This window comes from Streptomyces sp. NBC_01431 (genome assembly GCF_036231355.1).
Classification (GTDB): Bacteria; Actinomycetota; Actinomycetes; order Streptomycetales; family Streptomycetaceae; genus Streptomyces.
In genome coordinates this window covers 4,136,477-4,157,583 of the sequence record NZ_CP109496.1, presented here as the reverse complement: position 1 = coordinate 4,157,583, position 21,107 = coordinate 4,136,477, and the positions used below count along the sequence as shown (strand labels likewise).

Here is a 21,107-nt window from a genome sequence, read left to right as displayed (position 1 = left end):
GCGGGGGCGCGTCAGTCGGGGACGACGGCGTGCCTCTGCACCCAGGCGTGCATCGCGACGGCGGCCGCGGCACCCGCGTTAATCGACCGCGTGGAGCCGAACTGCGCGATGGAGCACACCAGTTGGGCGTGTTCGCGGGCCTCCTCGGTAAGCCCGGGACCCTCCTGCCCGAACAGCAGCACACACCGGCGCGGCAGCTCGGTCCGCTCCAGCGGCACCGCGCCGGGCAGGTTGTCGATGCCGATGATCGGCACACCCTCGGCCGCCGCCCACGCGGTCAGCGACTCGGTGTCGGGGTGGTGGCGCACGTGCTGGTAGCGGTCCGTGACCATCGCCCCACGCCGGTTCCAACGCCGCCGCCCGACGATGTGGATCTCCTTCGCGAGGAACGCGTTGGCGGTACGCACCACGGAACCGATGTTGAAGTCGTGGCCCCAGTTCTCGACGGCCACATGGAAGTCGTGCCGTCGGGTGTCGAGGTCGGCGACGATCGCCTCACGCGTCCAGTACCGGTAGGCGTCGACGACATTGCGCCGGTCGCCGTGCGCGAGCAGCTCCGGGTCGTAGCGCCCGCCCTCGGGCCAGGGCAGCGGATGCGGGCCCACCCCGACCTCGGCCGGGCCGAAGCCCTCGTCGTACTGGATGGGATCGTCTGCCGGGGCGCTCTCGGCCGGGGCCGACTGTTCGGTGCTGCTCACCCCACGAGCGTACGGGGCCGCTCGGCCGCCCCGTCCCGTTCCCGGCGCTGCTCGGGCAGCCGCACGCCCCGCCAGGCCCGGCCCGCGACGGCACCCACCCGGCACAGAAAGGACGTCGGCAGAAACACCGCGTCCGCGGCGATCATCGCGAGCGAGAAGAACGGCAGGCCGAGCAGGACCGCGATCCCGGCGTGCTCCAGCATCATCGCCACGAGCAGCACGTTCTTGACCCGCCGATTGAAGAGCGTGAACGGGAACGCCACCTGGACCATGACCGTTCCATAAGTGAGCAGCATCACGATCACCCCGCTCGCGCCCAGCAGGGAGGAGAGTTCGGGCCACGGCGAGAAGTAGTCCAGCTTCAGCGGGTAGAACAGCGCGGTGCCGTCCTGCCAGCGACTGCCCTGGATCTTGTACCAGCCGGCGGTGGCGTAGATCAGGCAGACCTCCGCCATGATCACGACCATGGCCGCGTTGTGAACGAGGTTGCCGAGGACGTCGAGCAGCGCGCGCGACTCGGCGGCGGCGAACCTCCCGGTCGCCCACCACAGCCCCTGCACGGCCCACATGCCCCAGAAGACGACCCACAGCCACCACTCACCGCCGCCGGACACCCCCGCAGCCGACGTACGCCAGGTCCCGGCGAGCAGCGCGAGACCGCATACCGCCCACAGCACCGGACCGATCCGGTCCCGGGCCGGACCGATCCGGTCCCTGGCCGCCCCGCGCGCGGCGCGCCGCGCGTCGAGCGACCAGACCTGGGCACACCGCGTGAAGACCAGATAGATCGCCATCAGGTGGATGACGTTGTCACCGCCGTCCCCGACGAAGACGGAGCGATTCTGCAGAGAGAGCACACCGATCATGAAGACGACGGATGTGGTGCGGGTGCGCCAGCCGAGCATCAGGAGCGCGCTGGACACGAGCGCCAGCGCGTACACGATCTCGAACCAGATGGTGCTGTCGGTCCACAGCAGCGAGGTAAAGGCGTGGTTGCCCGCGACGAGCCTGCTGCCCAGATCCCAGCCCCAGGGGCCGTCGGGGCCGTACAGCTCACGGCGGTTGGGCAGCTCGCGCAGCAGGAAGAACAGCCAGGTCGCGGAGAACCCGATCCGCACGACCGCGCTCTGGTACGGGCCGAGAGCCGTGGCCGAGGCGATGCGCACGGCACGCGCGGCAACGGTCTCGACAGGGGTGGCGGTACCCGCGGCGGGGCCGCTTGGCACGGCCTTCCCGGGGGCGGGGGGCTCGGTGGCGGGGGGCTCTGCGGCGGCCGCGGATCCGAGACCCGCCGAAGACCGCGCGTCAGCCACGGACACCGGGGCGACGCCAGCCGCGGGCTCGGCGGGCGGGGCGGCCGACGCCGGGGCGGTCGGGCCAGACGCGGGCGCGGTGGCGGGGCTGGAGGAGAGCGGGGCGGCCGACGGCGCGGTGGCCGGGCTGTCCGAGGGCGGGGCGGTCGGGCCGCCGTGGTCGTGCGTGCTCACCGCTTGGCCTCCGTACGTGCGTCACCGACACCACCGGGCAGGTCGGCCGGGGTCACCGTCCACCACGGCACGACCCGGTAGGCGGGCCGGGTGTCGGTCTTCTCGTCGCTCCACGGGGGGCCCTTGACGGCCGTGGTCATGGACCTGACCTGGATCCGCTCGATGGTGCCGCCGTCGCGCTGCGCGCCGAGGCGAAGCATCACGATGCGGCGCAGGTACTGCTCGGAGAGCTCACCGCGCAGGCCGTTCGGCTTGTTGTCGTCGGTGTGCGAACCGACGAAGAAGTCCCAGCCGCGGCGCAGTTCGTTCTGCTCGGTGTGGCTGGGCAGCGGGTTGTGGTGAATCGCGGCGCTGTCCTGGGCCGAGAGGTCGATCCAGTCGGTGGTCCTGGTCCGGCCGTCGGGCATGCGTATCTCGGCACGCGACTGCACCGCGATGTTCTGCTGGAGCGGATTGGGCGCGAAGAGCTTCCAGTTCTGCTCGAACTCCGGGTACACCCAGTCGTCGACGGCTTTGCCGTACTGCTTGCTGACCGTGTTGGACGGAGCGACGTGGAGGAACACCATGCCGATCTGGACGCAGGCGATCACGCCGACGCATGCCAGCGCGACGGCGGCGACGACCTGGAACCGCCGGGGCAGTCCGGCTATCCCGCGCGGCGAATCGTCCGCGGGGTCGATTCCCACGGCCGCACCCCCGTCGTCGGGGGCGCCGTGGCCTCCGCCCGCCGGGTCGCCGTGGCCTTCGTCGGCGCGGTCGCCGTGGCCGGTGCCGTCAGGGGCGTCGGCTCCGGCCACACCGGCCTTGACCTGCCCAAACCCCGCTCCGTCGGCCTGGCCCCCGGCTCCGGTCTCGTCCTTGTACGAATCCATCCCGCCCCGATCGGCACCCACTGAGTTATCCACAGGGTTGACACCCTACGGGCCGTCGACCGACCATTGAAGTCATTGGACCGAACGATCGGTCGGTTGGCGACAGCCGCACAACAGATCGGCAGGGGGCCGGAATGACCGGAGTGACCGCGACAGCCACGGCAGCCGCAGGGACGGACGAGTCCTACCAGGCGGCGTTCGACGCTGCCGTCGCCGCGGACGAGCGGATCGAGCCACGCGACTGGATGCCCGACGAATACCGCTCGTCCCTGGTCCGCCAGATGGCGCAGCACGCCCATTCCGAGATCATCGGCATGCAGCCGGAGGCCAACTGGATCACCAGGGCCCCGTCCCTGCGCCGCAAGGCGATCCTGATGGCGAAGGTCCAGGACGAGGCGGGCCACGGGCTGTACCTGTACAGCGCGGCGGAAACACTCGGCACCGGCCGTGAGGAACTGCTCGACAAACTGCACTCGGGCCGCCAGAAGTACTCCTCGATCTTCAACTACCCCACCCTGACCTGGGCCGACGTCGGCGCCATCGGCTGGCTGGTGGACGGCGCGGCGATCACCAACCAGGTCCCCCTGTGCCGCTGCTCCTACGGCCCGTACGCCCGCGCGATGGTCCGCATCTGCAAGGAGGAGTCCTTCCACCAGCGACAGGGGTACGAGCTGCTGCTCACCCTGTCCCGGGGGACGCCGGAGCAGCACGCCATGGCGCAGGACGCGGTGAACCGCTGGTGGTGGCCGTCACTGATGATGTTCGGCCCGCCCGACGACACCTCGGCGCACTCCGCGCAGTCGATGGCCTGGAAGATCAAGCGCCACTCCAACGACGAGCTGCGCCAGCGCTTCGTGGACATAGCGGTCGGCCAGGCCGAGGCGCTCGGCCTGACGCTGCCCGACCCGGAGCTGCGCTGGAACGAGGAGCGCGGCCACCACGACTTCGGCGAGATCGACTGGACGGAGTTCTGGGAGGTCCTCAAGGGCAACGGCCCCTGCAACGAGCAGCGGATCACCCAGCGGCGCCGCGCCCACGAAGAAGGCGCCTGGGTCCGCGAAGCGGCCGCCGCCTACGCCACGAAGCAGCACACGAACGGAGAGGCAACAGCATGAGCACGCACGACTGGCCGCTCTGGGAGGTGTTCGTGCGCTCCCGCCGCGGGCTGTCCCACACCCACGCGGGAAGCCTGCACGCGCCGGACGCCAAGATGGCGCTGCGCAACGCCCGCGACCTCTATACCCGCAGGTCGGAGGGCGTCTCGATCTGGGTGGTCCCGTCCACCGAGATCACCGCGTCCTCGCCGGACGAGAAGGACGCGTTCTTCGACCCGGCCGCCGACAAGCCCTACCGCCATCCCACGTTCTACGAGATCCCGGAAGGGGTGAAGCACCTGTGACGGCCACCGTCTCGTCGGACGCCGCCCTCGCCCTCGGCGACGACGCCCTGGTGCTCTCGCACCGGCTGGGGGAGTGGGCGGGGCACGCGCCCGTCCTCGAAGAGGAAGTCGCCCTGGCCAACATCGCCCTCGACCTGCTCGGGCAGGCCCGGGTGCTGCTCTCCCGCGTCGGCGACGAGGACGAGCTGGCCTACCTCCGCGAAGAACGGGCCTTCCGCAACCTCCAGCTGGTCGAGCAGCCGGGCGGCGACTTCGCCCACACCATCGCCCGCCAGCTGTACTTCTCGACGTACCAGCACCTGATGTACGGAGAACTGGCGGCAGGGGAAGGCGAGTTCGCCGACCTGGCGGCCAAGGCGGTCAAGGAGGTCGCCTACCACCGCGACCACGCCGAACAGTGGACCCTGAGGCTCGGCGACGGCACCGAGGAGAGCCACCGGCGGATGCAGCGGGCCTGTGAGGCGCTGTGGCGCTTCACAGGCGAGATGTTCCAGCCGATTCCCGGTCTCGACCTCAACTGGGCCAGTCTTGAAGCCAGTTGGGAACAGTCCGTGACCTCGATCCTCGGCCGCGCGACGCTGACCGTCCCCGAAGGCCCGCGCAGCGGAGCCTGGACGGCCGGCGCCGGACGGCAGGGACTGCACACCGAATCGTTCGGGCGGATGCTCGCCGAAATGCAGCACCTGCACCGCAGCCACCCGGGGGCGTCATGGTGACGAAGGCGGCCCTCACCCCCCTGGAGACCGAGCTACGGCGCCTCGCCGGCTCCGTCCCCGACCCCGAGCTGCCGGTCCTCACCCTTGAAGAACTCGGCGTACTGCGCGGCGTCCACGTCGAGGAGCCCGGCCGGGTTCGGGTCGAGCTCACGCCGACCTACACCGGCTGCCCCGCCGTCGAAGCGATGTCCAGCGACATCGAGCGTGTACTGCACGACCACGGGATACCCGAGGTCTCGGTCGTACGGGTGCTGTCGCCCGCCTGGTCGACCGACGACATCAGTGCCGAAGGACGCCGCAAACTCGCGGAGTTCGGCATAGCTCCACCGCGGCCGCACACGACCGAGGGCCCCGTGGCGCTCACCCTGTCGGTGCGCTGCCCGCACTGCGGATCCACCGACACCGAGCTGCTCAGCCGGTTCTCGTCCACCGCGTGCAAGGCACTGCGCCGCTGCGTGTCGTGCCGTGAACCCTTCGACCATTTCAAGGAGTTGTAGATGTTCCATCCGCTCCGGGTCAGCGAGGTCGAGCAGCTCACGGACGACTCGGTGGCCGTCACCTTCGCCGTGCCGCCCGAGCTCCGCGAGACCTTCCGCCACCTCCCCGGCCAACACCTCGCCCTGCGCCGCACCGTGGCGGGCAAGGAGATCCGCCGTACGTACTCGATCTGCGCGCCGGCCGTCGAGGCACCGGGCGAGCCGGTCCTGCGGGTGGGCATCCGGCTCGTGGAAGGCGGCGAATTCTCGACGTACGCCTTCAAAGAGCTGTCCGTCGGTGACACCGTCGAGGTCATGGCGCCGATGGGCCGGTTCGTGCTGGCCCCCCGCCCGGGGCACTTCGCGGCGATCGTCGGAGGCAGCGGGATCACCCCCGTCCTGTCGATGGCGGCAACGCTGCTCGCTCGCGAGCCCGCGGCGCGGTTCTGCCTGATACGCAGCGACCGCAGCGCCGCGTCGACGATGTTCCTCGAAGAGACCGCCGACCTGAAGGACCGCTACCCCGGCCGGTTCCAGCTGGTCACCGTGCTGTCCCGGGAGGAACAGCAGTCGGGGCTGCCGTCGGGCCGACTCGATCAGGAGCGGCTGACCGGGCTGCTGCCCGCGCTGCTGCCGGTGACGGACATCGACGGCTGGCTGCTGTGCGGGCCCTTCGGTCTGGTCCAGGGTGCAGAGCGGGCCCTGCGCGGGCTCGGGGTCCGGCGCGACCGGATCCACCAGGAGATCTTCCACGTGGACGAGGCACCGGCGCCGGTCGCCGTTGCCGCCCCCGCGCACGCGACGCTGACCGCCACCCTGGACGGCCGCTCGGGCAACTGGCCGGTCAAGGAAGGCGAGTCCCTGCTGGAAACAGTCCTGCGGGCCCGCGCGGACGCCCCGTATGCCTGCAAGGGCGGCGTGTGCGGAACGTGCAGGGCCTTCCTGGTCCGGGGCGAGGTGCGCATGGACCGCAATTTCGCGCTGGAGCCGGAGGAGACCGAAGCGGGCTACGTCCTGGCCTGCCAGTCGCACCCCGCCACCGGGGAGGTGGAGCTGGACTTCGACCGGTGAGGTCGGTGGGTCGGTGAGGACGATGGGGGCCCGAGGGGGGCGGCGAGGTTGCGCCAGGGGTGGGGCGGTCGGAGGCGGCCGACTCGGAATCCCTCCATCATCAGGCCCGGCCGGTGTGCGCCCATTCCCATCCCGAAGAAGCTGTTCTATTCCTGTAGAACCTGTTCTATCTTGACGACCCGTCAGATACAGCCGGGAGCCCGCCACTTGATGCCGCACGGCGGATCCCGACAGAGCCGGTGCACGCGGGAGGACAGCACGTGGACTTCACCTTCACCGAGGAGCAGCAGGCAGCCGTCGAGGCGGCCAAGGCCGTCTTCTTCGACGTCACACCCGACACGGTCCCCAGCCCCGCGCTCACCGCGGGCGCCGTCGCCGACGACTTCGACCGCGCACTGTGGGCCAAGCTCGCCGCGTCGGACCTGCTGAGCCTGGTCCTCGACGCCGAGTACGGCGGAGCGGAGCTCGACCCGATCGCCCTGTGCCTGGTGCTGCGCGAATCGGCAAAGGTCCTCGCCCGGGTACCGCTACTGGAAACCAGCGCGGTCGCCATGACCGTACAGCGGTATGCGCAACCGCAGTTGGCGCGCGAACTGCTGCCCGCCGTCGGCCGAGGCGAGCTCGCGCTGACCGTCGCCGCCAACGGCCGCACCGGCCACGACGGCGCCGAACTCGCCGTCACCGCCCGCCGGGACGGCGACCACTGGGTGCTCGACGGCGCCCAGACCGGCGTCCCCTGGGCCCACACCTGCGACCACATCGCCGTCCCCGCCCACACCATCGACGGCCGCACCGTACTCGCCCTGGTCCCCCGCACCCACCCAGGAACCAACCTCGCCGACCAGACCTCCACCAACGGCGAACGCTTCGCCGAGGTCCACCTCCAAGCCGTACGCATCGACGCGCACGCCGTCATCGACGCGGACGGCGCATGGGAATCGCTGCGCAATCTGCTCACCACCGGAACCTGCGCGCTCGCCCTCGGCCTCGGCACCGCCGTACTCGCCATGACCAGCCAATACACCGCACAACGCGAGCAGTTCGGCTTCCCGATCGCCACCTTCCAGGCCGTCGCCGTCCAGGCCGCCGACCGCTACATCGACCTGCGCGCCATGGAAGCGACCCTCTGGCAGGCCGCCTGGCGCATCAGCACCGGCGCCCAGGGAGCGCTCCCCGCCGCGGGTGACGTGTCGGTCGCCAAGATCTGGGCCGGCGAGGGCGTACGCCGCGTCGTACAGACCGCCCAGCACCTGCACGGCGGCTTCGGCGCCGACACCGACTACCCGCTGCACCGCTACCACGCCTGGGCCAAACAGCTGGAGCTCTCCCTGGGCCCGGCCGCAGCCCACGAGGAAGCCCTCGGCGACCTGATCGCGGCCCACCCGCCGGGGCAGGGCGCCTAGCCCCGAGAAGGCAGAAAACGGGAGGCCGGGCAACCGCTCCGGGCCCGCCGGAAGCTAGATGACCGTGCCCGGAGCGCCCTGCGCATCCACCACCTTGCGGCCCGCCGCCTCCCACACCTGCATGCCGCCGTCCACGTTCACCGCGTCGATACCCTGCTGCACCAGGTACTGGGTGACCTGCGCCGACCGTCCACCGACCCGGCACATCACATACGCCCGGCGACCATCGGCCACCGCCTCGGTCACCTCACCGAAGCGGGCCACGAACTCGCTCATCGGCACGTGCAGCGCATCCTCGGCATGCCCGGCCGCCCACTCGTCGTCCTCGCGGACATCGAGCACCAGAGCATCGGCCGGCACCTCAGCGACATCCACCGAGGGAAGCTGGGCGAAATTCATGGGTCATGCCTTCTCTCGTACGAACCCGGCAGGTCATCCGAACGCTACTGCACCAGCTTCGCGAGTTCAGCCTCACGACCGGACACCTCGGCCAGCAGCTGCTCGGCGATCTCATCGAGCAGCCGGTCCGGATCGTCCGGCGCCATCCGCAGCATCGAGCCGATCGCGCTGTCCTCCAACTCCCGCGCCAGCAGCGCGAGCAACTCCTTTCGGCGGCTCAGCCACTCCAGCCGCGCGTACAGTTCCTCGCTCTCGCTGGGCCGCACCTCGGGCGGCACCGGACCCGCCGCCCACTCCTCGGCGAGTTCGCGCAGCAACGCCTCGTCACCGCGTCCGTACGCCGCGTTGACCCGGGAGATGAACTCGTCCCGCCGAGCCCGCTCCGCCTCGTCCTGCGCCAGGTCCGGATGCGCCTTGCGCGCCAGCTCGCGATACAGCCGACGCACCTCCTCGCTGGGCCGCACCCGCTTGGGCGGCCGCACCGGCTGGTCGGTGAGCATCGACGCCGCTTCGGGGGAGAGGCCGTCGGAGTCCATCCAGTCATGGAAGAGTTCGTCGACCCCGGGCATGGGCTGAACCGCCGCCCGCGCCTCCTGCGCCCTGCGCAGATCCTCGGGGTCACCGCTCTGTACGGCCCTGGCCTCGGCGATCTGCGCGTCCAGCTCATCGAGACGGGCGTACATCGGACCGAGCTTCTGATGGTGCAGCCGGGAGAAGTTCTCCACCTCGACCCGGAACGTCTCCACCGCGATCTCGAACTCGATCAGCGCCTGCTCAGCCGCCCGGACCGCCCGCTCCAGCCGGGCCTCGGGCCGCTCCCCGGCCCCGTCGGGCGGCTCGGCCTGCCCGGCAGAGTCGCCTTCGCTCAATGGAAAGCCGCCCCCGGCGTCCCCGCCCAGCGGAGTTTCCGGCTCGGCCGCCGCGCTCGGCGGGGCGGTCCGCGGGTCGTCGTTCCGGGCAGTCGTACCGCCGGCAGCTTCGTCCGTCACCGCTCCAGCGTACGGGCGGCGGGGAGGGGCGGGGGCCCTCCCCCCTCCCTCCCCCTCCCCACCCACCCCCTCCGTCCCCCCGGCGCAAGCGCACACCCGCCCGCCTGCTCAGTCCTCCTCGGGGTCGCCCACCCCAGCCGGACTACGGGCAGCCGGTCCCTGTCCCCCAGACCGCCCCCGTCCGCCAGACCGTCCGCGTCCGCCGGGCATCACGGCGCGGCGTCACAGCCTGGCGAACCCAGTCCGGGATCACACTCCAGGTTCACAGCCCGGCATCACAGCCACCGCTTGGCTGCCTCGACGCTGTCGCCGCCGCTGGTGTTGAACGCGAACGCGGCCCCCGGCGCATGCTGCCGGACCAGGTTCACGACGTGCTCGAAGAACATCAGTGCGGGCTCGGGTTTGCGTATTCCTCCCCCGATGACGACGACGTCCCAGTCCCGCTCACCCAGCGCGGCGATCACTGTGGACTCAGCTGATGCATCGGGCGCAATCAGCGTCATGGACGCGTCGATGGCATGGTCGCCAAAACGAGCCAGTTCCTGGTCGAGGACGGCGCGCATGGCGTCCCCGTCCATGCCGGGCACCGCGTGCGGGTCGAAACCGAGAACGAGAACGGAAGGCATGCCCTGTTTAACGGACCGACTGAGCATGCCGGTTCCCCGCCCCACGAAGCTCGTTCTGCGCAGGGCTCCTCGCCCTCCGCGTCAGCCGCCCTTCTCGTCCTACTCCTTCTCTCCTCCCCTCCTCGTTCTCCTCCTTCTCGCTTAGCCCCTCAGACTCCCAGCTCAGCCGCGACCCGGCCGGCGCGGACCGCAGCGGCCAGGATCGTGTGGTCGGCCTCCGTGCGATCGGCGTAGGTCACCGCAAAGGCGGCCACCGCGTCGTCGAACTCCTCGTTCTTTCCGCAGTACCCGGCTATCAGCCGCGGGTCGACGCTGTGCGCATGAGCCCGCGCGAGCAGCGCGCCGGTCATGCGCCCGTAGTCGTCGAGCTGGTCAACAGCGAGCGCGGCGGGATCCACGCTGCCCTTCCGGTTCCTGAACTGCCTTACCTGGTAGGGCAGTCCGTTCACCGTCGCCCAGCCAAGCAGGATGTCACTGACCACCTGCATCCGCTTCTGCCCGAGCACCACGCGGCGCCCCTCGTGTCCGGGGTCCGGTATCGGGAACCCGGCCTTCGGCAGATGCGGGAGCAGAGCAGAGGGCCTGGCTTCCTTGACCTGGAGCACCAGCGGCTCACCGCGGTGGTCCAGGAGCAGCACGACGTACGACCGTGTCCCCACGCTTCCCGTACCGACCACGCGGAAGGCCACATCGTGGATCGCGTACCGGGCGAGCAGCGGTAGCCGGTCCTCCGGCAGGGTGTCGAGGTACTGCTCCAGTGCCGAAGCGACCGCTGCCGCCTCGGCGTCGGTCACTCGGCGCAGCACGGGCAGTGCGTCCACGAAGTGCCGACCGCCGTCCTCGCGCTGCTCGGTCGCCTTGGCCGCGAATCGTGCGCTGGTGTTGTTGCGGGCCTTGGCTGAGACCCGTTCCAGGGTGCCGATGAGGTCTCGGGCGTCGGCGTGCGAGACGAGTTCCTCGTCAGCTATGGCGTTCCAGGCGTCGAGGACCGGTAGTTTCGCGAGCAGGCGCATGGTGCGGCGGTAGGACCCGACGGCGTCGAACGCCGCCGCGCGGCAGGTGTGTTCGTCGGCGCCCGCCTCCCGGCCGGCCAGGACGAGTGAGGCAGCGAGCCGCTTCACGTCCCACTCCCAGGGGCCGGTGACGGTCTCGTCGAAGTCGTTCAGGTCGATGACGAGGCTGCCGCGCGCATCGCCGTAGAGGCCGAAGTTCGCCGCGTGGGCATCGCCGCAGATCTGTGCGCTGACGCCGGTGACGGGGGTGCCGGCCAGGTCGTGTGCCATCAGCCCGGCCGAGCCGCGCAGGAAAGCGAAGGGGCTGGCGGACATGCGGCCCACGCGTATCGGCGTGAGCTCTGCCACGCGGCCGAGGTTGGATTCCTCCACGGCGCGCAGGGCGTCCGGCCGGTCGGCGAAGAGCAGCAGGGAATCGTGCGAGGCACGCGGCACCAGGTCCCGCAGCGCCTTTCCTTCGCTCTTCGGCGAACCGTCCTTCAGCGCATCACCTTTCGGTGAGAGCCCGCCCAGACCTGCCTTCGTCTTCGGAAGCCGGGCGAAACCCGCGACCTCGGGGATCCGTTGAGCCCCTTCCCCGGGCCCGGTCCGCTGCGCCGGTACCAACACGTCGACTCCACCCATGGCGTGCCGCCTCCCCCGTCCTCGGACAACCTCGCGTACGGCGCGTACGTACAGCGCTCTCGCACCACGTCAAAAGCTCAACTGCCCCTGACCGTACAGGCGCTGGCCAGCAGCCGCCTCCCCCTGTGGATAACTCTGCGGGCGGGCAGGCCGGCCCGCTGTTTCACGTGAAACAGCGGTGGGGGACCCGCTTCCTGCCTCGCCCGCCGCCGTCCCGCCCCCGCAACTCCCTCGGCGCCCTTGCCCCGCCTAAAGCCCCGCGTCCCGTGCGAGCAGCGCCGCTTGGACCCGGTTCTCGCAGTCGAGCTTCGCCAGGATCCGGCTGACGTACGTCTTCACCGTGGCCTCGCTCATGTGGAGCCGCTTGCCGGCGTCCGCGTTCGACAGGCCTTCGCCGAGCAGCGACAGAACGTCGTGCTCGCGCTCGGAGAGGACGCCGACCCGGCGTCTGGCCTCCTCCGCGCGGGCCGCGGCCCGGCCCGTGGCGAGCTGGTCCACGACGTGCCGGGTGGCGCCGGGCGACAGATAGGCGTCGCCGGCCGCAGCGGCCCGTACCGCCCGGATCAGCTCCGCGGGCGCGGTGTCCTTGAGGAGGAATCCGGCGCCGCCGTGCTCCAGTGCGCGCAAGACGTTCTCCCGTTCGCCGAACGTCGTGAGGATGATCACTCTCGCCGCGGGTACGGCCCTGCGGAGTTCGGCCAGGGCGCTCAGGCCGTCCATTTCCGGCATCTGGATATCGAGCAGTACCACATCCACGGCGTGGCAGCGGGCGAGTTCGACGGCTTCTCGGCCGTTGGTGGCCTCCGCGACGACGTCGATCGCCGCGTCCGAGGTGAGGATCATGCGGATCCCGGCCCGGATGAGGGGTTCGTCGTCGGCGATCACGACCCTGATGCGTGGTCCCGTCACACCCAAATCCTGTCCTGTCCGCCGCTGAGCCGCCCCCGGGGCCGCAGCTAGCGCTCCACGTCGTACGACTTCTTCTCGATCAGCTTGCCGTCCTTGAAGCAGAACCGGAACACCGGCTCTGTCTTGATGCCCTCGCCGGTTTCGGAGGACATCAGGACGGTGCACCGGGAGCCTTCCGGTTCTGCGGGTCCCTTGCCGGCTAGGCCGGAGGTCAGCACCGTGTCGCCGCTCGGCAGCTGCTCGCGGACCTGAGCTTCGGACGTGCCGACCTGGATCTTGTCGTACTCGGACGGGTCGATCATGGCTTTCTCAGCCGATCCGGCGAGGAGGAACAGCCCGACGACCGCCGCGATCACGAGGAGCACCACCGCTCCCACGGCGATCCCGCATCCCAGCGCGACGCCGCCCGCCTTGTTCCTGCCGCTCATGCCCAGCTCCTTCTCCGCGATGTTCCAGTCCACGACCGGACCACCGTCGCCGAGCGGGAGGGATGCCGACTGCTGCCGGAAGTCGTCGCCGGCCGCTACGAAGGTCGCTGCGTCGGCCGCCCCGTACGGCAGGACCCCCGCCACGCGGAAGCCGCCGTCGTCGGTGGGGCCGGTGTGCACCATGCCGCCGACGAGGCGGGCCCGCTCGTGCAGTCCGGTCAGTCCCTGACCGCCGCTGACCACCTCGCCGGCCTGTTCCACGGCGGCGCGGTCGACGACGCCGTTGACGACCTCGATGACGAAGGAGTCCGGTTCGTAGCGCAGTTCCACGGTGATGGGGGCGCCCGGCGCGTGCTTGTAGGCATTGGTGAGAGCTTCCTGGACGATCCGGTAGGCGGCGTGGTCACCGGCGGCTGCCAGTGGCCTGGGCTCGCCGCTGCCGCGCAGTTCGACGGTGTTTCCGGCGGCGCGGGCGGCCGCGACGAGCGCCTCGATCCCGGCGGTGCCGCGGGATGCGGGCTGGGCGCCGGGCGCCGTGGGCGCTTCGATGCCGTCCCGCAGGATGCCGACGACTTCGCGCAGTTCGTGCATGGCGGAGACCGAGGCTTGCCGCAGCACTCCGACCGCCTCCCGCTGGCGGCCGGTCAGTTCGGGGTCCACTTCCAGGGCGCCGGTGTGCACGGAGATCAGCGCCAGCTGGTGGCCGAGGCTGTCGTGCATGTCCTGGGCGATGCGCTGGCGTTCGCGCAGCCGCGCCTGGCCCGCGACCATCGCGCGCTCGCGCAGCAGTTGGGCGTTGTGCTCCTGCATGGCACGCAGCAGGGTGCGCCGCTGCGACCAGTACCGGCTGGTGAGGCCGGGCACGACGGCCGCCGCCAGGAAGAACAGCGTGCCGAAGATGGCCACCAGGACCGGCTGTGCGATGGGCCACAGCACGGCGATGCCGACCACCAGGTAGAGGAGGAAGGCACCGGTGAACGCGGCCAGCGCCCGTGTGGCGCCGATGATGTGGCGCCCCGCCGACCAGGCCGCGATCAGCAGCAGCGGGGCCGTCTCGCCGGCCGGCATGGTCAGGGCGGCCGCCGCGAGCAGCACGCTCGCGGGCAGGGAGCGCCGCAGCAGCGACAGCACGGCGACCCCGGCGGCGACGGCTCCGGCCCGCCAAGGGCCTCCGTTGAGCAGTCCGATCCCGCCGACCACCAGGGCCAGAGCGAGAGCGAGCGCCACTTCGCCGGTGATCCGGCGCCGCGACCAGGGCTCGGGCCCCTTCAGCAGGCGCCACCCGGACCGGACTCTCGATGACACATCCACGCCCGCACCCTAGACAGCGGGTCTTCGCCCCGGCGGCTCTCTTTCGTCGCGCCCCGCCGCGACAAAAGTCGCACCGCCCGGTGGCATGACGAAGGAAGCCCCGCAGATCCGAAGATCTGCGGGGCTTCCGACTTGTGCGCGAGGGGGGATTTGAACCCCCACGTCCCGAAGGACACTGGCACCTGAAGCCAGCGCGTCTGCCGTTCCGCCACTCGCGCAAGAGTGGTGTGCTGGGCTCTCTCACTTTTCGGTGCGATTGCCTGGCGACGTCGAGAAGATTAGCACGCTGGACAGGGTGGATTCACATCCGTTGTTTGGGGCGACCCTGCTGGGGAGGAGCAGATCAGGAGAGAGGCAACCCCCGGCATCGTTACCCGCTCCTCCTGAGTGCACTCCGGGTGCGGGACACTGTTGGGAGGCCACCTCTACGATCCGTACGAGAGGTGCGTGTGAGAGGTGACACTCGTCCACAGGGCACAGAAGGGGAACCAGCCGATTTCCCGACGCGTGGATACGATCAGTAAGCAGTACCAAGAGCACGACGCACAGCAGAACCGGCAGCAACACTTGGACGGCAACGACGGAGGAGGTGCCCCATGGGAGTCCTGAAGCGTTTCGAGCAGCGTCTCGAAGGCCTGGTCAACGGCACCTTCGCGAAGGTCTTCAAGTCCGAGGTCCAGCCAGTCGAGATCGCGGGCGCGCTCCAGCGTGAGTGCGACAACAACGCGTCGATCTGGAACCGGGACCGCACGGTCGTACCCAATGACTTCATCGTCGAGCTGAGCGCCCCGGACTTCGAGCGGCTCAGTCCGTACTCGGGTCAGCTCGGCGACGAGTTGTCCGGCCTGGTGCGTGACTACGCGAAGCAGCAGCGTTACACCTTCATGGGCCCGATCAAGGTGCACCTGGAGAAGGCCGAGGATCTCGACACCGGCCTGTACCGGGTGCGCAGCCGCACGCTCGCGTCCAGCACCGACCAGCAGGGCCCCCAGGGCCCCGGCCCCGGTGCCTCGCAGCGTCCCGCGCCGGCCCAGGGCGGCCGCGGCGGCTACGGCTATCCGCCGGCCGCTGCGCCTCCCATGCCCGCGGCGCCGCCGCCGGGCCGTCCCAGCGCTTCGCCCGCCGACCGCCGACCGGCTGTGCCGGGGCCGATGCCGGGCGGTCACGGCCAGGTGAGACGCTGGATCGAGATCAATGGCACCCGCCACCAGATCTCGCGCCCGACGCTGGTCCTCGGCCGCAGCACCGATGCGGACGTGAGGATCGACGATCCCGGCGTTTCGCGCCGGCACTGTGAGATCCGGACCGGAACGCCCCCGACGATCCAGGATCTCGGATCCACCAACGGCATCGTGGTGGACGGGCAGCACACCACCCGCGCTACGCTCCGCGACGGCTCGCGGATCGTCGTGGGCAGTACCACCATCGTTTACCGGCAAGCCGAAGGGTGAAGCGGGGGCAATGTCAGAGCTGACCCTCACGGTCATGCGGTTGGGTTTCCTCGCCGTACTGTGGCTGTTCGTCATCGTGGCCGTCCAGGTCATTCGCAGCGACCTGTTCGGTACGCGCGTCACCCAGCGCGGTTCGCGCCGGGGCAATGACGCGAACCGGCAGCAGCAGACCGGCCGGCAGGCCACCGCCGCGGCCGCCGCGCCACCGCCTCAGCGCGGCCAGCAGCAGGGCGGCGGGCGCCAGCGCCGCGGCGCGCCCACCAAACTCGTCGTCTCCGAGGGCACCCTCACCGGCACGACGGTCGCGCTGCAGGGCCAGACCGTCACGCTGGGCCGGGCGCACGATTCGACGATCGTCCTGGACGACGACTACGCGTCGAGCCGCCATGCCAGGATCTACCCGGACCGGGACGGCAATTGGATCGTCGAGGATCTCGGGTCCACCAACGGCACCTATCTGGACCGGACCCGGCTCACCACCCCGACCCCGATTCCGCTGGGCGCGCCGATCCGCATCGGCAAGACCGTCATCGAGCTGCGGAAGTAGTACGACAATGAGCGAGCGGAGCGAGCGAGTCTCGGCGGTCCCGACGGACCGGGGCGGGCTCCCGACCGGAGGGTGGGCAGTGTGGCTCGACATGACCGGCTGTACCCCGAGGAAGCGTCGACAGGGCAGGTGCACATGAGTCTGTCCCTGCGTTTCGCCGCCGGATCACACAAAGGCATGATCCGCGAGGGGAACGAGGACTCCGGCTACGCCGGCCCGCGCCTCCTCGCCATCGCCGACGGCATGGGCGGTCAGGCCGCCGGGGAGGTCGCCTCGTCCGAGGTGATCTCCACGCTGGTCACGCTCGACGACGACGTACCCGGCTCCGACATCCTGACCTCGCTGGGCACCGCCGTGCAGCGGGCCAACGACCAGTTGCGCATGATGGTCGAGGAGGACCCGCAGCTGGAGGGCATGGGCACCACGCTCACCGCTCTGCTGTGGACGGGCCAGCGCCTGGGTCTCGTGCACGTCGGCGACTCGCGCGCCTATCTGCTGCGCGACGGCGTCCTCACCCAGATCACCCAGGACCACACCTGGGTGCAGCGGCTGGTCGACGAGGGCCGGATCACCGAGGAAGAGGCCACCACCCACCCGCAGAGGTCGCTCCTCATGCGGGCGCTGGGCAGCGGTGACCACGTCGAGCCGGATCTCTCCATCCGCGAGGTCCGGGCCGGCGACCGCTATCTGATCTGCTCCGACGGGCTGTCGGGCGTGGTCTCCCACCAGACGATGGAGGAGACCCTCGCCAGCTACCAGGGCCCGCAGGAGACGGTGCAGGAGCTGATCCAGCTGGCGCTGCGCGGCGGCGGTCCCGACAACATCACGGTGATCATCGCCGATGTGCTCGACGTCGACTCCGGGGACACCCTGGCGGGGCAGCTCAACGACACTCCGGTGATCGTCGGCGCGGTCGCCGAGAACCAGCTGCAGCTGAACGACGGCGGCGCCATGCAGACCCCGGCGGGCCGTGCCTCCGGGCTCGGCCGGCCCGCTCCCTCGCCACCGGGAGGCTTCGGCCCGCCCGGCAGCGGTGAGGACAGCGGTTACGGCAACCCGCCCGAGGGCGCCTTCGGCTCGTACACCGACGAGGACTTCGTCAAGCCGCGCCGGCGCGGCCGGTGGCTGCGCAGATCCCTGTACATCGTGCTGGCCCTGGCGGTCGTCGGCGGCGGCCTGTACGGCGGCTACCGCTGGACGCAGACGCAGTACTACATCGGCACCAACAGCGAGGGCTCTCCGCACGTCGCGCTGTACCGGGGCATCAGCCAGGACCTGGCGTGGGTGAAGCTCTCCAAGGTGGAGACGGACTACCCCGACGTCGAACTCAAGTACCTTCCGCAGTACCAGCGCAGCCAGATCGACTCGACGATCGCCGCCAGCAGCCTCGACAAGGCGCAGGCCAAGATCAAGGAGTTCTCGACCCAGGCGTCCGCCTGCCGGAAGGAAGAGGCGCGCCGCGCCGCCGAGGGCAACACTCCGCCGGCGAAGCCCAGCACGGGCACCACCGGCGCCCAGTCCAACAAGACGACCACCACCGCATCTCCCACACCCGGCCCCAGCCTCTCCGAGGACGAGCAGAAGCTGGTCTCGCAGTGCGGTAAGCAGTAGGCAGCCGTAGGGGGCCTTTCCACATCATGAGCGTTGTCACCAACACGACCACCATTGGCGCGATCGAAGCACCGAGCCGCCGCAACACCGAGCTGGCCCTGCTCATCTTCGCCGTGGCCATCCCGGTGTTCGCGTACGCCAATGTGGGGCTTGCCATGACCGGCAGCCTGCCCTCCGGCATGCTCGGGTACGGCCTCGGCCTCGGCCTGATGGCAGGTGTCGCGCACTTGGTGGTGCGCAAGTTCGCCAGGTACGCCGATCCGCTGCTGTTGCCGCTGGCGACGCTGCTGAACGGTCTGGGCCTCGTGCTGATCTGGCGTCTGGACCAGTCACCCCGGCTGATCTCGCAGGCCAAGGGCCTGTACGGGTCGTTCAGCCCGTCCGCACCGCACCAGCTGATGTTCTCGGCGCTCGGTGTGGCCCTGTTCATCGGGGTGCTGCTGCTCATCAAGGACCACCGGGTTCTGCAGCGCTACACGTACATCTCGATGGTCGTGGCGATGCTGCTGCTGATCACGCCGATGTTCTTCCCGGCGAAGTTCGGTGCCCGTATCTGGATCACCATTCCGGGGCTCGGATCGATCCAGCCCGGTGAGTTCGTGAAGATCATCCTGGCGATCTTCTTCGCCGGCTACCTCATGGTGAAGCGGGACGCGCTGGCGCTGGCCAGCCGCCGCTTCATGGGGATCTACCTGCCGCGCGGGCGTGACCTGGGCCCGATCCTCGTGATCTGGGCGATGTCGATCCTGATCCTGGTCTTCGAGACCGACCTCGGCACCTCGCTGCTGTTCTTCGGCCTCTTCGTGATCATGCTGTACGTGGCGACCGAGCGGACCAGCTGGATCGTGTTCGGTCTGCTGATGTCGGCGGTCGGCGCGGTCGGCGTCGCCTCCTTTGAATCGCATGTCAAGGCACGCGTCACTGCCTGGATGGACCCCTTCGCCTGCTACAAGACCAGCGGCGCCTGCGAGCAGATCGGTAACGCGATCCTGTCGTTCGGCTCCGGCGGCACCCTCGGCACGGGTCTGGGCCAGGGCAACTCCGACCTCATCGGCTTCGCCGCCAACGCCGACTTCATCCTCTCCACCGTCGGTGAGGAGCTCGGCCTGGCCGGGATGATGGCGCTGCTGCTGATCTACGGCCTGATCGTGGAGCGAGGCGTGCGCACCGCGCTCGCGGCCCGCGACCCCTTCGGCAAGCTGCTCGCGATCGGCCTCTCCGGCGCCTTCGCGCTCCAGGTCTTCGTCGTGGCCGGCGGTGTCATGGGACTCATCCCGCTGACCGGTATGACCATGCCGTTCCTCGCGGCCGGTGGTTCCTCCGTCATCGCCAACTGGGCGCTGATCGGCATTCTGATCCGGATCAGCGACACCGCACGCCGCCCCGCCCCGGCCCCCGCCCCGTCCCCCGACGCCGAGATGACCCAGGTGGTCCGCCCGTGAACAAGCCCCTGCGCCGGATCGCGATCTTCTGCGGGCTGCTGGTCCTCGCGCTGATGATCCGCGACAACTGGCTCCAGTACGTCCGTGCCGACGAGCTGAACGCGAACGCCAACAACAAGCGGGTGCAGATCGAGCGCTTCGCCGTGGAGCGCGGCAACATCATCACCGCCGACGGCCAGGTCATCACGGGCTCGGTCGCCACCCAGGACACGTACTACAAGTTCAAGCGGTCCTGGAAGGACGGCCCGATGTGGTCGCCCGTCACGGGCTACGCCTCGCAGGTCTTCGACGCCACCCAGCTGGAGAAGATCGACGACGGCATCCTCTCGGGCACCGACAACCGGCTCTTCTTCGACCGCACGCTGTCGATGTTCACCGGCGAGAAGAAGAAGGGCGGCAACGTCGTCACGACGCTCAACAGCGCCGCCCAGGAAGCCGCCTTCAAGGGGCTCGGTGACAAGAAGGGCGCCGTCGCCGCGATCAACCCGCAGACCGGCGCCATCCTGGCGCTCGCCTCGACTCCGTCGTACGACCCGGCCGCTTTCGCCGGGCGCAGCAGCAATGACTCGGCGGCGTACAAGAAGCTGCTCGACGACAAGAACGCGCCGATGCTGAACCGGGCGCTGCGCCAGACCTACCCGCCCGGCTCCACCTTCAAGGTGGTGACCGCCGCGGCGGCCCTGGAGAACGGCCTGTACTCCACCATCGATGAGCCGACCAGGTCCCCGGTTCCGTTCAAACTGCCGCTGAGCACTCAGCCCCTGAACAACGAAGGCAACATTCCCTGCGAGAACGCCACGCTCAAGGTGGCCCTCCAGTACTCCTGCAACACGGTCTTCGGCAAGATCAGCGACGATCTCGGCAACGACAAGATGAAGGCCGAGGCCGAGAAGTTCGGCTTCAACAAGGAGATCTTCAACCCGGTCCGCACGGACGCCAGCGTCTTCCCGAAGGACAACCGCCCGCAGAACGCGATGGCGGGCATCGGGCAGGCGTCCAACCGTGCGACCCCGCTCCAGATGGCCATGGTCGCCGCCTCCGTCGCCAATGACGGCAAGCTGATGAAGCCGTACATGGTCGACCAGCTCCAGGCGCCGAACCTGGACGTGCTCTCCAAGACCCAGCCGGAGCAGATGAGCCAGCCGGTGTCGGCCGCCAACGCCCAGAAGCTCCAGAAGATGATGGAGTTCGTGGTCTCGGACGGCACCGGCACCAGTGCCCAGATTCCCGGCGTGACCGTCGGCGGCAAGACCGGTACCGCCCAGCACGGCGTCGGCAACAGCGGCAATCCGTACGCCTGGTTCATTTCGTACGCCAAGGCCGGCGACAGCTCCCCGGTCGCGGTCGCCGTGGTGATCGAGGGCTCGGACACGACCCGTGACGACATCGCGGGCGGCAAGCTCGCCGCCCCCATCGCCAAGGACGTGATGAAGGCGGTGCTCGACAGCAAGAAGTGATCCGGGCTGTTTCACGTGAAACGTCGTCCTGTTTCACGTGAAACATCACACGTGCCCTGTACCGGTCCGGTATCAGGTGGCGGTCGCGGGCTGATCGGCTTGCGGTGCCCGGTAGCGTATGCGCGAACAGCACACCGCCGGACCACCCATGGGTACGGTCGGGACAGACGGAGAGGGC

Annotated in this window: 20 protein-coding genes and 1 tRNA gene; 11 read left to right on the top strand and 10 right to left on the bottom strand. The window is 69.9% G+C overall.

Annotated elements, in window-relative coordinates:
• Positions 1 to 11: 11 nt before the first annotated feature.
• From OG522_RS19110 to OG522_RS19100, 3 genes are all read right to left on the bottom strand, one after another.
• The gene (locus OG522_RS19110) at positions 12 to 698 is read right to left on the bottom strand and encodes a TrmH family RNA methyltransferase (RefSeq protein WP_329464187.1); all 687 of its coding nucleotides are present in this window, start codon (positions 696 to 698) and stop codon (positions 12 to 14) included.
• Entirely contained in the window at positions 695 to 1,924 is a 1,230-nt protein-coding gene (locus OG522_RS19105) for an HTTM domain-containing protein (protein ID WP_329467646.1), read from the bottom strand. Before OG522_RS19105 ends, OG522_RS19110 begins: the two co-directional genes overlap by 4 nt.
• A 257-nt stretch (positions 1,925 to 2,181) precedes the next feature.
• A complete protein-coding gene (locus OG522_RS19100; protein WP_443074714.1) occupies positions 2,182 to 3,078 on the bottom strand; it encodes a DUF5819 family protein in 897 nt (298 codons plus the stop codon).
• A gap of 113 nt (positions 3,079 to 3,191) precedes the next feature.
• Here OG522_RS19100 and paaA point away from each other — a divergent pair, with 113 nt between their 5' ends.
• From paaA to OG522_RS19070, 6 genes are all read left to right on the top strand, one after another.
• Positions 3,192 to 4,172: a 1,2-phenylacetyl-CoA epoxidase subunit PaaA gene (paaA, locus tag OG522_RS19095; protein ID WP_329464185.1), complete on the top strand. Its 981-nt coding sequence runs from the start codon at positions 3,192 to 3,194 to the stop codon at positions 4,170 to 4,172.
• A complete protein-coding gene (gene paaB, locus OG522_RS19090) occupies positions 4,169 to 4,456 on the top strand; it encodes a 1,2-phenylacetyl-CoA epoxidase subunit PaaB (RefSeq protein WP_329464184.1) in 288 nt (95 codons plus the stop codon). The genes paaA and paaB overlap by 4 nt, the downstream gene beginning before the upstream one ends.
• The gene (paaC, locus tag OG522_RS19085; protein WP_329464183.1) at positions 4,453 to 5,172 is read left to right on the top strand and encodes a 1,2-phenylacetyl-CoA epoxidase subunit PaaC; all 720 of its coding nucleotides are present in this window, start codon (positions 4,453 to 4,455) and stop codon (positions 5,170 to 5,172) included. The genes paaB and paaC overlap by 4 nt, the downstream gene beginning before the upstream one ends.
• Positions 5,166 to 5,669, top strand: coding sequence for a 1,2-phenylacetyl-CoA epoxidase subunit PaaD (gene paaD / locus OG522_RS19080; RefSeq protein WP_329464182.1), 504 nt, complete (start codon positions 5,166 to 5,168; stop codon positions 5,667 to 5,669). The genes paaC and paaD overlap by 7 nt, the downstream gene beginning before the upstream one ends.
• A complete protein-coding gene (locus OG522_RS19075) occupies positions 5,670 to 6,719 on the top strand; it encodes a 2Fe-2S iron-sulfur cluster-binding protein (RefSeq protein WP_329464181.1) in 1,050 nt (349 codons plus the stop codon).
• A 260-nt stretch (positions 6,720 to 6,979) separates the two neighbouring features.
• Positions 6,980 to 8,122 (top strand): acyl-CoA dehydrogenase family protein, encoded by a 1,143-nt coding sequence (locus tag OG522_RS19070; protein ID WP_329464180.1) that lies wholly within the window; start codon positions 6,980 to 6,982, stop codon positions 8,120 to 8,122.
• A 54-nt stretch (positions 8,123 to 8,176) separates the two neighbouring features.
• Here the strand turns inward: OG522_RS19070 and OG522_RS19065 are convergent, their stop codons facing one another.
• From OG522_RS19065 to OG522_RS19035, 7 genes are all read right to left on the bottom strand, one after another.
• Positions 8,177 to 8,521 (bottom strand): rhodanese-like domain-containing protein, encoded by a 345-nt coding sequence (locus OG522_RS19065; RefSeq protein WP_329464179.1) that lies wholly within the window; start codon positions 8,519 to 8,521, stop codon positions 8,177 to 8,179.
• Positions 8,522 to 8,565: 44 nt separating this feature from the next.
• Positions 8,566 to 9,510 carry a J domain-containing protein gene (locus OG522_RS19060; RefSeq protein ID WP_329464178.1) on the bottom strand — a complete coding sequence of 315 codons (945 nt, stop codon included), beginning with the start codon at positions 9,508 to 9,510 and terminating at the stop codon, positions 8,566 to 8,568.
• A gap of 275 nt (positions 9,511 to 9,785) precedes the next feature.
• Complete coding sequence (locus OG522_RS19055; RefSeq protein ID WP_329467644.1) at positions 9,786 to 10,136, bottom strand: hypothetical protein; 351 nt, start codon at positions 10,134 to 10,136, stop codon at positions 9,786 to 9,788.
• 149 nt (positions 10,137 to 10,285) lie between these two features.
• The gene (locus tag OG522_RS19050; protein ID WP_329464177.1) at positions 10,286 to 11,773 is read right to left on the bottom strand and encodes a DUF2252 domain-containing protein; all 1,488 of its coding nucleotides are present in this window, start codon (positions 11,771 to 11,773) and stop codon (positions 10,286 to 10,288) included.
• A 249-nt stretch (positions 11,774 to 12,022) separates the two neighbouring features.
• The gene (locus tag OG522_RS19045) at positions 12,023 to 12,682 is read right to left on the bottom strand and encodes a response regulator transcription factor (protein WP_329464176.1); all 660 of its coding nucleotides are present in this window, start codon (positions 12,680 to 12,682) and stop codon (positions 12,023 to 12,025) included.
• Positions 12,683 to 12,729: 47 nt separating this feature from the next.
• Entirely contained in the window at positions 12,730 to 14,421 is a 1,692-nt protein-coding gene (locus OG522_RS19040) for a sensor histidine kinase (protein WP_329464175.1), read from the bottom strand.
• Between the two features lie 135 nt (positions 14,422 to 14,556).
• Positions 14,557 to 14,639: transfer RNA gene (locus OG522_RS19035), tRNA-Leu, on the bottom strand.
• A gap of 378 nt (positions 14,640 to 15,017) precedes the next feature.
• Here OG522_RS19035 and OG522_RS19030 point away from each other — a divergent pair.
• The 5 genes from OG522_RS19030 to OG522_RS19010 all read left to right on the top strand — a co-directional run bounded on the left by OG522_RS19030 (position 15,018) and on the right by OG522_RS19010 (position 20,929).
• A complete protein-coding gene (locus OG522_RS19030; RefSeq protein WP_329464174.1) occupies positions 15,018 to 15,872 on the top strand; it encodes a DUF3662 and FHA domain-containing protein in 855 nt (284 codons plus the stop codon).
• 10 nt (positions 15,873 to 15,882) lie between these two features.
• Positions 15,883 to 16,419 carry an FHA domain-containing protein FhaB/FipA gene (locus OG522_RS19025; RefSeq protein ID WP_329464173.1) on the top strand — a complete coding sequence of 179 codons (537 nt, stop codon included), beginning with the start codon at positions 15,883 to 15,885 and terminating at the stop codon, positions 16,417 to 16,419.
• 135 nt (positions 16,420 to 16,554) lie between these two features.
• A complete protein-coding gene (locus tag OG522_RS19020; protein WP_329464172.1) occupies positions 16,555 to 18,030 on the top strand; it encodes a Stp1/IreP family PP2C-type Ser/Thr phosphatase in 1,476 nt (491 codons plus the stop codon).
• A 26-nt stretch (positions 18,031 to 18,056) separates the two neighbouring features.
• Entirely contained in the window at positions 18,057 to 19,472 is a 1,416-nt protein-coding gene (locus tag OG522_RS19015; RefSeq protein ID WP_329464171.1) for an FtsW/RodA/SpoVE family cell cycle protein, read from the top strand.
• Entirely contained in the window at positions 19,469 to 20,929 is a 1,461-nt protein-coding gene (locus OG522_RS19010; protein WP_329464170.1) for a peptidoglycan D,D-transpeptidase FtsI family protein, read from the top strand. Before OG522_RS19015 ends, OG522_RS19010 begins: the two co-directional genes overlap by 4 nt.
• The last annotated feature ends 178 nt before the right edge of the window (positions 20,930 to 21,107 follow it).

Coding starts and splice junctions, on each gene's coding strand:
- paaA (WP_329464185.1), top strand. CDS start 3,192: ATGACCGGAGTGACCGCGACAGCCACGGCAGCCGCAGGGACGGACGAG.
- paaB (WP_329464184.1), top strand. CDS start 4,169: ATGAGCACGCACGACTGGCCGCTCTGGGAGGTGTTCGTGCGCTCCCGC.
- paaD (WP_329464182.1), top strand. CDS start 5,166: ATGGTGACGAAGGCGGCCCTCACCCCCCTGGAGACCGAGCTACGGCGC.
- OG522_RS19075 (WP_329464181.1), top strand. CDS start 5,670: ATGTTCCATCCGCTCCGGGTCAGCGAGGTCGAGCAGCTCACGGACGAC.
- OG522_RS19065 (WP_329464179.1), bottom strand. CDS start 8,521: ATGAATTTCGCCCAGCTTCCCTCGGTGGATGTCGCTGAGGTGCCGGCC.
- OG522_RS19055 (WP_329467644.1), bottom strand. CDS start 10,136: ATGCCTTCCGTTCTCGTTCTCGGTTTCGACCCGCACGCGGTGCCCGGC.
- OG522_RS19050 (WP_329464177.1), bottom strand. CDS start 11,773: ATGGGTGGAGTCGACGTGTTGGTACCGGCGCAGCGGACCGGGCCCGGG.
- OG522_RS19030 (WP_329464174.1), top strand. CDS start 15,018: ATGGGAGTCCTGAAGCGTTTCGAGCAGCGTCTCGAAGGCCTGGTCAAC.
- OG522_RS19025 (WP_329464173.1), top strand. CDS start 15,883: ATGTCAGAGCTGACCCTCACGGTCATGCGGTTGGGTTTCCTCGCCGTA.
- OG522_RS19020 (WP_329464172.1), top strand. CDS start 16,555: ATGAGTCTGTCCCTGCGTTTCGCCGCCGGATCACACAAAGGCATGATC.
- OG522_RS19015 (WP_329464171.1), top strand. CDS start 18,057: ATGAGCGTTGTCACCAACACGACCACCATTGGCGCGATCGAAGCACCG.